General features: G+C 35.4%; 10 protein-coding genes. 3 read left to right on the top strand and 7 right to left on the bottom strand.

Annotated features, from left to right (window positions below; translation table 11 throughout):
* Positions 1-83: 83 nt before the first annotated feature.
* From K5S59_RS28975 to K5S59_RS28960, 4 genes are all read right to left on the bottom strand, one after another.
* Positions 84-1598 (bottom strand): succinyl-CoA:acetate CoA-transferase ScpC, encoded by a 1515-nt coding sequence (locus tag K5S59_RS28975; protein ID WP_000429785.1) that lies wholly within the window; start codon positions 1596-1598, stop codon positions 84-86.
* A 127-nt stretch (positions 1599-1725) separates the two neighbouring features.
* Positions 1726-2370: a LytTR family DNA-binding domain-containing protein gene (locus K5S59_RS28970; protein WP_000389696.1), complete on the bottom strand. Its 645-nt coding sequence runs from the start codon at positions 2368-2370 to the stop codon at positions 1726-1728.
* An 81-nt stretch (positions 2371-2451) separates the two neighbouring features.
* On the bottom strand, positions 2452-3057 hold the full coding sequence (locus K5S59_RS28965; RefSeq protein ID WP_098258301.1) for a pentapeptide repeat-containing protein: 606 nt from the start codon (positions 3055-3057) through the stop codon (positions 2452-2454).
* Between the two features lie 55 nt (positions 3058-3112).
* A complete protein-coding gene (locus K5S59_RS28960; RefSeq protein WP_001102580.1) occupies positions 3113-4036 on the bottom strand; it encodes an alpha/beta hydrolase in 924 nt (307 codons plus the stop codon).
* A gap of 204 nt (positions 4037-4240) precedes the next feature.
* Here K5S59_RS28960 and K5S59_RS28955 point away from each other — a divergent pair, with 204 nt between their 5' ends.
* Positions 4241-5002: a DODA-type extradiol aromatic ring-opening family dioxygenase gene (locus tag K5S59_RS28955; RefSeq protein WP_016088399.1), complete on the top strand. Its 762-nt coding sequence runs from the start codon at positions 4241-4243 to the stop codon at positions 5000-5002.
* 53 nt (positions 5003-5055) lie between these two features.
* Here K5S59_RS28955 and K5S59_RS28950 read toward each other — a convergent pair whose 3' ends face one another.
* The 3 genes from K5S59_RS28950 to K5S59_RS28940 all read right to left on the bottom strand — a co-directional run bounded on the left by K5S59_RS28950 (position 5056) and on the right by K5S59_RS28940 (position 8025).
* Positions 5056-6270, bottom strand: coding sequence for a multidrug efflux MFS transporter (locus K5S59_RS28950; RefSeq protein WP_000179306.1), 1215 nt, complete (start codon positions 6268-6270; stop codon positions 5056-5058).
* A 168-nt stretch (positions 6271-6438) separates the two neighbouring features.
* The gene (locus K5S59_RS28945) at positions 6439-7290 is read right to left on the bottom strand and encodes a GNAT family N-acetyltransferase (RefSeq protein ID WP_120449834.1); all 852 of its coding nucleotides are present in this window, start codon (positions 7288-7290) and stop codon (positions 6439-6441) included.
* Positions 7291-7308: 18 nt separating this feature from the next.
* Entirely contained in the window at positions 7309-8025 is a 717-nt protein-coding gene (locus K5S59_RS28940) for a DUF554 domain-containing protein (protein ID WP_000236055.1), read from the bottom strand.
* Between the two features lie 216 nt (positions 8026-8241).
* On the opposite strand from K5S59_RS28940, the gene K5S59_RS28935 reads away from it, so the two are divergent.
* Positions 8242-9345, top strand: a complete 1104-nt coding sequence (locus tag K5S59_RS28935; RefSeq protein WP_000854498.1) for a CapA family protein — start codon at positions 8242-8244, stop codon at positions 9343-9345.
* A 52-nt stretch (positions 9346-9397) separates the two neighbouring features.
* A complete protein-coding gene (locus tag K5S59_RS28930; RefSeq protein WP_000910220.1) occupies positions 9398-9625 on the top strand; it encodes a hypothetical protein in 228 nt (75 codons plus the stop codon).
* The last annotated feature ends 24 nt before the right edge of the window (positions 9626-9649 follow it).

Raw genomic sequence — 9649 nt, 5'->3', positions numbered from 1 at the left:
ATTTTATAGGGTTCAGTTCAAAATTGGCGTTCTTTTTCTTTTAACCTTTATGGCATATTATATTAAGAATCATTTTTGCACTTCTAAACAGTTTCTACTACCTCTTCAAGCATTGTTCCATTTTTAGCATAATTCGTATGCCAAGAAAAAGCTTTTTCTAAAACATGAGGAGTTTGTCCACCTCTTGTTTGTGCTTCTTCGAAATAAGCTCTTAGCTGGTCACGATACATTGGATGTACGCAATTCTCAATAATTAGTTCCACTCTTTCTCTTGGGGCTAGTCCTCTTAAATCAGCATAGCCTTGTTCAGTAACGATAACATCTACATCGTGTTCCGTATGGTCTACATGTGAAACGAAAGGAACGATACTTGAAATGTTACCAGCTTTCGCTATCGATTTAGTAACAAAGATAGCTAGGCGTGCATTTCTTGCGAAATCGCCAGAACCACCAATACCATTCATCATTTTTGTACCTAAAACGTGAGTAGAGTTAACATTTCCGTATATATCTAATTCTAACGCCGTATTAATCGAGATTAATCCAAGGCGACGAATGATTTCAGGATGATTAGAAATCTCTTGCGGGCGCATCATTAATTTGTCACGATATTTTTCAAAGTTGGAAAATACTTTTTGCATTTTCTCTTCAGAAAGCGTGATCGAGCAGCAGGAAGCAAAATTAACTTTCCCAGCGTCCATAAGATCAAAGACCGCATCTTGTAAAACTTCAGAATACACTTCTAAATCTTCAAACTCCGAATCTAGCATGCCGTGCAATACTGCATTAGCCACTGAACCAATTCCCGATTGTAACGGCGCTAAACGATTTGTTAATCGGCCTACTTTAACTTCTTCTCGAAGGAACTCTATTAAATGTTGTGCCATAATGACAGTTTCTTCATCTGGAGGAACAATTGTCGATGGTGAATCCAGTTGATTCGTAAACACAATCCCCTTCACTTTTTCAGCATCAATCGGGATACCGATCGTTCCAATTCGATCATCCGTTTTTACGAGCGGAATTGGGAGTCTTTCCCCTTGTTTACCTGGTTCATATAAATCATGTAGCCCCTCTAGTTGCGTAGATTGAGCCATATTCATTTCAATAATAATGGACTTAGCATTTAAGGAAAATGCTAAGGAATTTCCAATTGAAGTGGTTGGAATAATCATTCCGTCTTCAGTAATCGCAACCGCTTCCAAAATAGCGACATCTATATCCATAACGTCGGCACGAAGTAACTCTGCTGTATGAGATAAGTGCTGATCCACAAATAAAAAGTCTCCGTTATTAATTCCTTTTCTCATAGTCGCATCAGCTTGGAAAGGCAATCTTTTCCCTAAAATTCCTGCCTCAGCAAATAATTTATCTACATCCGAACCTAAGGAAGCACCGGTATAAACATTTACTTTAAAAGATTTATCATTCTTTACTCGGTTTACAAGTGCAAACGGGACTGCTTTTACATCCCCAGCGCGTGTAAATCCACTTAAACCTAAAGTCATTCCACTTTCAATCCATGAAGCTGCCTCTTCAGGTGTAACTACGCGATCTTTGAAACGTTGATCCCTAATTCTATCTAAATTATTCTCCATATGTAATCCCTCTCTCAATGAATATTCATAATTATTTTACACATTAACACCATCAAAATAGGGATTTTCGTACACAATGCCGAAAATTCAGATAAAACAGCAAATCTAGGTTCTAAAGCAGATAAATTTAGAATCCTAGAAGCTTACGAAAATAGCTAGCGTATGATTGACTCACTGGTACCCTCTCTCCGTTATCCATAGAAAGTAAAAAAGTAGAATGCGTATCAGGGTAAATCGCTTTAATATGATTCACATTTACAATAAAGGAACGGTGGCATCTAATAAAGGAATCTCTCGGCAGCAAGTATTCGAATTCTTGTAGCGAGTACTTATGTGTTCCTGTTAACTCTTCTGAATTCACATATGTCTTTTTATCTTTAGCCTCTAAATACATCACCTTTGAGAAAGGAACTGGAACCCAGCCGTCTGTTGTTTTTAAAGTAACGACTGACTTTCCATCCGTTAAAGCGGGATAAATTGCCGTCACGCACCCTTCAATCTTCCCATTATTTGAAAACGGTACGGCCATTCCATGATAAGGAATACCGAAAACGTCCCGATTAATAAACTCAGAGGCTTTTTGCTTCGTTACCATTGCTTTATGAGCAATCGTCCCTTCCTTAATAGGATTCCCAGCACTAATCTTTAAATCAATTCGTTTACTTGGCCGATAATAAATATATTCTTCCGTATTCGAAACGGCAATTGATATTTCATCTGAAAATAATTCCCCAACTACATCTAGTAGTATACCTAATGTTTTATCTTCCATAGTATGAACACCTCATTTACTATTATACTACTATTATGATTTGAAAAACCGTTCAGCATTTTGAACGGTTTTTCAAACAATTTAGTTCACCTTAGCCCCATAACATCTTGCTACTGCAACTGCCTGCGCTATATCTAATTTCACATTTTTTAAATTAAAACTTGTAAAATCAATTCTATCAACTATCGCTCCTTTTAAATTTGCACCGCTAAGTTTCGCCTTGCCTAATTGTGCACCTGTTAAATCCGCTTCACGTAAATCTGCTTTTTCTAAATTACATTCATATAAGTCAGCTTCAATTAAACGTATACCTTTTAACATTTGTTTACTTAAGTTCGCAAACCTTAAATTCGTATAGGACCAATCGCCCGATATGATAGTTATTCCGTCTAAATTCGCTTCTTCAAAATCAGAGCCAGTCATTTTACATTCTTCAAACTTCGATACGAATAAATTTGCACCAACAAACTTACAATTTGCAAATGTAGTTCCTTGATGGATAGAAGCATTAAAAAGAGCGCCGGTAAAATCACATTCTATGAAATTACAATTTTCAGTAGAAACTTCCGATGCATCCATCCCTCTAAAACGGCATTTTATGAACGTACAATTTTTCAATTCCTCTTCTTTAATCAAAACATCTTGAAAATCTATTTCTACATATTCTTTATTTACAAATTCACTCATAACTACTCCTCCATCTCCTTAAAGAAACCTCACTTCAAAAAAGTGAGGTTTCTTCTCATACAATATGCTTATCTAACCAAGAAATCAAATCTTGAAATACTTCATCTTTATTTACTTCATGGAACATTTCATGTCTTCCATTTTCATATAAACGCAGCGTTACATCTGTCACGCCGCATTTTTTATAGTTTTCATATACTTCTTTTACACCTTTCCCCATATCCCCAACAGGATCACGATCTCCTGAAAAAATATGTATTGGAAGGTTTTTCGGTGTTTTCTTGAACTCTTCTAATTTATTTACTTCTAGTACACCAGAAAATAATTCTCGATAAAAACTCGTCGTACAAATGAATCCACATAACGGATCCGCAATATATTTATCAACTTGATTATTATCTGAAGATAACCAATCAAATTTTGTACGATTTGGTTTAAAGTGCGAATTGAAATTTCCGAATGATAAAAAGTTTAACATTGGACTTTTCGTTTTTTCCCCGCGTAATTTCATCTCAATTGTCGCTACTTTATGACCGATACTTCCTAATAACCCTGGATTTCCACCAGTTCCTGAAATAAGGAATCCATCATATAATTCACCTTTCAGTTGTACAGCACGTCTTGATAAAAAAGAACCCATACTATGGCCAAGTAAAAATAATGGGCATGTCTGCTCTTTTCTTATCGTTTCTGATACAAAAATAACATCAGACACAGCCTCACTCCAACCTACATTTGGTTTAAAATGACCATAATCTTCTTCTCTTTTCACTGTTTTCCCATGACCTTTATGATCATGGGCATAAACGCCATACCCTGCTTCTAATAACGCAGCAATAAAGTCTGTATAAACACCTGCATGTTCTGTCATACCATGTGCAATTTGAATAATCCCTCGCGGATCTCCTTCTGGTAGCCACTTACGTAAATAAATTTCCGATCCATCCAATGCCGTAACGAAACTTTCCTGTACGTTCATTTCGTCAGCCCCCAACTCTATTATGTATATCAAAAAATGAATATCCATTCATTATTCTTATTATGTATTATATGCAATTGCCTTCATTATGACAAATGACTCACTTTTCCAATTAGCTCTTAAACTAATATATTGACGAACACAAAATAAAATTGTATAGTTACTTACATAAAGTAACTATTATATTTTTGGGAGGTTTCCATTATGATGCCATCATTATTTTTAGCACATGGATCACCGATGCTTGCTATTCAAGATACAGACTATACAAGGTTTTTAAAAACACTTGGAGAAACATATAAACCGAAAGCGATTGTTATTTTCACTGCTCACTGGGAAAGTGAAGCATTAACGATTTCTTCATCAGATAACGAATATGAAACAATTTATGATTTTGGAGGTTTTCCTCCTGAATTATACGAAATCAAATATCGTGCGAAAGGTTCTTCTAACATTGCATCTATGTTAGAAACGAAATTTAAAAACAAAGGTATTCCAGTCCATCATAATATGACGAGAGGTTTAGATCATGGCTCATGGACACTCTTGCACCGCATGTATCCAGAAGCAAATATTCCTGTCGTCCAAATTTCAGTCAATCCATTCCTTCCTGCAAAAGAGCAATTTAAGATTGGAGAAGCACTTAAAGGGCTTGGACAAGAAGATATTTTAATAATCGGTAGCGGTGTTACTGTTCATAACTTACGAGCTTTGAAATGGAATCAAACGACACCCGAACAATGGGCAATTGAATTTGATGATTGGATTATTAAACATATGCAGACTACTAATAAAGATGCATTATTTAATTGGGAGAACAATGCGCCTCATGCACAATTAGCAGTACCAAGAGCAGAGCATTTCGTACCTTTATTTATCGCTATGGGAAGCGGTGAAAATAACGGTGAAGTCATTCACCGCAGTTACGAGATGGGTACATTAAGCTATCTTTGTCTTCAATTTTAAAGAAAAGGATGAAGCAATCGTTGCTTCATCCTTTTTCTTTTTTATTCACTTAGTTAACTAACTTCCAAATGTCGTTTCTCTGATACCTCTTCGTTCTTATTATGAAAATAAACCCAAATGCACGCAATAAATAGTAATGATGAAGTAGAGAAGAAAACATATTGGAAACCTGCATGTGCTGCAATTTGTCCACCAAGTACTGGTCCAATCATATTCCCTAGAAACTGAAACGATTGATTATATCCAAATATTCGTCCCGTTACATGGGTTGGTGTATGTTGTTTTAGTAGAGTTTGTACGGAAGGTAATAATCCTGCTTGTGCGATACCTAATAAAAATCGAAGAATTAATAGTTGCCAAGCTGAGGTTACAAATGCTTGCGGGATAAAAATAATTCCTGCAGCAAACAACGCTACAACTAACGTTTTTTGAGGACCGATTTGATCTGATAATCTTCCTAGTCTTGGTGCTGCCAAAATAACCGCTAACCCTGTCGCTGACATAACTGCGCCTGCAATCATTTCAATATGAGCTGTTCCTGATCCTTCTAAATTCTTTACATACAATGTAATAATGGGTTGAATTGACATGTTCGCAAGTTGAATAATAAATGTTGTTACAAATAAACTAATAATTAAATGCTTAGCTGGAACCATCGTCCATACTTTTTTCGTTTGTACTTTTTTGGCTTGAGCGGAGTGATTTTCTTCATGTAGGAAGAAAAAAACGATGAGAAAAGAAAGGAATAAAAAAGCTCCTGTAACAAGAAAAACATGGCGCATTCCAATTAACTCAGACAAATATCCTCCAAGTAATGGACCGAGTAAAGAACCGCTCACTCCACCAGTTGAAATTGTAGAAATTGCCCAACCTGAATGCTCTTTCGGAGTTTCTGCCGCAATGAATGTCATCGCTGTTGAAAGGAAACCAGATACTGCTCCCATCAAAAATCTTAGTGCGACTAGTTGATACACATCCGTGACAAATCCCATAAGCGTCATAATAATCGCCATACCAAGGCTCGCACGAATCAGCATCAATTTCCGTCCATGTATATCACCAAGCTTTCCCCATATTGGTGATACGATCGCACCCATTAAAAATGTTACACCAAATGCAAGTCCCGACCACTGTGCAATACTTGAAGTGCCAGTTACTCCTAATTCCTCAATATAAAAAGATAAAAAAGGAATTACTAAACTCATACCGGCTGCAGTGGTAAAACAACCTAGCCAACAAATCATCAAATTTCGTTTCCAGCTGGCCATTTTCACACCTTCTTTCTTTAGATACCCATTCTACACCCTTTCTTCTAAAAAGTTTAGTAATTTGCTTTATTTGTAAGATTTACTACAAAACCCGCTATTTTCTAGTAAAAATCACTACATTTCCACATTGTTTTCATAATAAAACCAACTCCACCTAAATGAAGTTGGTTAATTATCCATTATTGGTATTAAACGCGCATTACAACATCGCTCATAAAACTCAACCGGACCTGCTTGTCCAATAATTGCGTATTCATATCCATCTTGCTTCATACTATGTAAACAGCGATGTAACAATTGCCTCCCTACACCTTTCACACGATTTTGTTTTGCTGTACCCATTGGACCAAACGATCCTTTCTTTCCTCTCACTACATCATAACAAGCAAAACCTACTATCACTTCTTCTCTTTCTGCTATGTAAATAGGTACATTTTCTTTATATGTACGAAATCCATATTCTATTGAACGTATCCAACGTTCACCAAATTCCTCATTAACAAAACTTGCTAATTTTTCAAAATCAGAAAGGTTAGCCTTTCTAATAGTACAAGGTATATCTTCATAAGTAGGAACAAAACATTTTAGATCAACCGCTAAATCTCTTGGCTCAGCTATAATACGTAATATATCTTTTTGTATTTGTGCATTTCCAATAAACGTATCCGCGCGAAATAGTGCATCTATAACATGCCCTTCATTTATTATTACTTGCCGAAAACGCTCCATACGTTTCTTCGCTATTTGTAAAATTTCTAGCACCTTATAAGATACCTTATATTGTCCTATTTTTTCATACTCTTGATCCGTCAAATCATCTTGTTTTCGTAATGAAAGTTTTTCTAAAAAATCCGTACCCACGTTACGAAACAAATACATATGCAACTCGCTACATACTCCCGTACCTTCTTTACACATGCCGATAAACAGATGAGTTGGTTGAATAATATTACTTTCTGCCTCTTCTGCTGCAATATGCATTATGTTATGAACACGTTTCGTAAATTGAAATTCCTCCATATGTATCTCCACCCCCTATTACTTTACTATTAAACCGTAACCGTAAATAAGTGAAACAATTATACCAACTACCAATATACCTGGCAGTAAATTTGCCACCTTAATTTTAATAATACCAAGTAAATTCAATCCAATAGCGGCTATCATAATACCACCTGTCGCTGTCATTTCCACTATAAATTGATTCATTAATGCTTTCGGGACCAAACTATTAATTTGTGTTGCAAAAACAGCAATACCGCCTTCGTATAAAATAACTGGAATTGCTGAAAACACTACACCAATTCCTAAAGTTGTCGTTAATATAATAGAAATAAATCCATCGATAATCGCCTTTGTAAATAAAATATCATGATTTCCGCGAATCCCGCTGTCGAGTGCACCAAGTATCCCCATCGCACCAATGGCAAAAATTAAAGTAGCTGTTACAAAGCCTTCTGATATGCTTCCTTTCCCTTTCGATCCAACTTTATTTTCTAGCCAATCTCCTAACTGTTTTAACTTTCCCTCTAATTGTAGCCATTCCCCGATGACGGTACCAATTACAAGACTTAGTATGACAACAAGGAAATTTTCACTTTTCAATGCCATTTGAAGTCCAAGCACAGTAACCGCTAAACCGATTGCATGCATAATTGTTCCCTTCATGCTTTCTGGAATTCTACTACATAATTTACCTAGTAAAGTACCAAATATTATACAAACCCCATTTACAACTGCTCCTAATATAACCATTTCTCATTCTTCACCCTTCGAATTCTTTATTTCTATATTTTGGTTTATTCATTGATTTACAGGTTATCTATATGTTAACTTAATATTGAGAATATTAACAAATGTTTTTCACTACATAAACCGCAATTTTTTGTAGTTATACATAAAGTGAAACTTTAACTAGCGCGAGTTTTACTGCCTACAAATTGCGGTATAAACTCAAAAGGGAAGGTATTTATGAAAACTTTACTAAAACGATTTCTGTTAATAGCCTTTTGCATTACACCAATTGTTTTATTAGTTAACTACTCTTTTACTTCAAAAGCGAAAGACAAATCCGATTTGCAAAACAAATCTAGTAAAACCGCTTCAACAAATGAAAAGAAAATAGAAGACCCGGAAATCACACTCACCTTTTCTGGTGATACAATGTTCGATTGGCAATTACGTCCTGTAATCGAAAAAAACGGGGCTGATTATCCATTCCAGCATGTAAAAGAAGAAATAACAAAGGCTGATATTTCTTTCGTTAATTTAGAGTCAGCATTTACAACAAGAGAAAAGAAGGCTCCTGGACAACTATTTTGGATTAAAAGTGATCCATCCACACTACAAGCGATAAAAAACACTGGATATGACATCGTAAATATCGGAAATAACCATACACTTGATTATGGGCAAGATGGATTATTAGACACGATTTCTCACGTTGAAAAATTAAAGTTCCCTTACATTGGAGCCGGAAAAAATGTAAAAGATGCATATACAGCACGTGAAATGACTGTAAAAGGGAAAAAGTTCAAATTTCTTTCATTCGTCCGATTTATGCCTGATACGAATTGGGTAGCTGGTGACAATAAACCTGGTGTTGCGAACGGATATGATTTAAATCTCGTAACAAAAACAATTAAAGAACAAAAGCAAGATGCAGACTATTTAATTGTCTATATGCATTGGGGCGTTGAAAAATCAAATCGTCCGGTAGAATACCAAAAAAAATATGTCCCTAAAATGGTTGAAGCAGGAGCTGACGCAATTGTCGGAAGTCATCCACATTGGCTTCAAGGATTTGAGTATTATAATAAAGTTCCTATCGCTTACTCATTAGGAAACTTTTTATTCCCAAGCTATGTGAGCGGGAAAAGCGCCGAAACTGGCGTATTAACTTTAACTTTTAAAGGAAAGGATGTCCAAATGTCATTCAATCCTTACATCATTCACAATAACCAAATCTCTCCTGTAAATGAGGACGAAAAGAAAAAAGCTCTACAATATTTACAAACAATTTCAACTGACGTAGAAATTGATGATACAGGGAACATAAAAAACAAACGAAACTAGACAACGCAAGATCTATTTCTCTGTAACATACTTTACAGAATAGGTGATGAACATGCTGAAAGACTTATTAGAAAATGTAAGTTTGTTAGAGAATATTTATAAAATATCTATAGCCGTTCTACTTTTATGTTCATTTTTTTCTGTTAGACTTCTAAAAAAAATAAAACGCGAACGAAAGCTTACTACCTTTGAATTTACTATGTATGTAATCATTCGTATTGCGATATTCTTTTGGTTAACTAGCTTTATCCTTCTTGAATATGGAAAATATATAGTTTAATTATAAAAAGATAGATACAAGTAG

Origin of the sequence: Bacillus sp. BML-BC051 (assembly GCF_019656175.1) — a bacterium.
Classification (GTDB): Bacteria; Bacillota; Bacilli; order Bacillales; family Bacillaceae_G; genus Bacillus_A; species Bacillus_A mobilis.
The sequence above is the reverse complement of the archived record's forward strand: the minus strand, read 5'-3'. Positions and strand labels throughout refer to the sequence as shown.

What these genes read in the sequence shown, in the direction of transcription:
- K5S59_RS28965 (WP_098258301.1), bottom strand. Translation starts at nt 3,057, where the DNA reads ATGAGTGAATTTGTAAATAAAGAATATGTAGAAATAGATTTTCAAGAT.
- K5S59_RS28975 (WP_000429785.1), bottom strand. Translation starts at nt 1,598, where the DNA reads ATGGAGAATAATTTAGATAGAATTAGGGATCAACGTTTCAAAGATCGC.
- K5S59_RS28935 (WP_000854498.1), top strand. Translation starts at nt 8,242, where the DNA reads ATGAAAACTTTACTAAAACGATTTCTGTTAATAGCCTTTTGCATTACA.
- K5S59_RS28945 (WP_120449834.1), bottom strand. Translation starts at nt 7,290, where the DNA reads ATGGAGGAATTTCAATTTACGAAACGTGTTCATAACATAATGCATATT.
- K5S59_RS28955 (WP_016088399.1), top strand. Translation starts at nt 4,241, where the DNA reads ATGATGCCATCATTATTTTTAGCACATGGATCACCGATGCTTGCTATT.
- K5S59_RS28940 (WP_000236055.1), bottom strand. Translation starts at nt 8,025, where the DNA reads ATGGTTATATTAGGAGCAGTTGTAAATGGGGTTTGTATAATATTTGGT.
- K5S59_RS28960 (WP_001102580.1), bottom strand. Translation starts at nt 4,036, where the DNA reads ATGAACGTACAGGAAAGTTTCGTTACGGCATTGGATGGATCGGAAATT.
- K5S59_RS28930 (WP_000910220.1), top strand. Translation starts at nt 9,398, where the DNA reads ATGCTGAAAGACTTATTAGAAAATGTAAGTTTGTTAGAGAATATTTAT.
- K5S59_RS28970 (WP_000389696.1), bottom strand. Translation starts at nt 2,370, where the DNA reads ATGGAAGATAAAACATTAGGTATACTACTAGATGTAGTTGGGGAATTA.
- K5S59_RS28950 (WP_000179306.1), bottom strand. Translation starts at nt 6,270, where the DNA reads ATGGCCAGCTGGAAACGAAATTTGATGATTTGTTGGCTAGGTTGTTTT.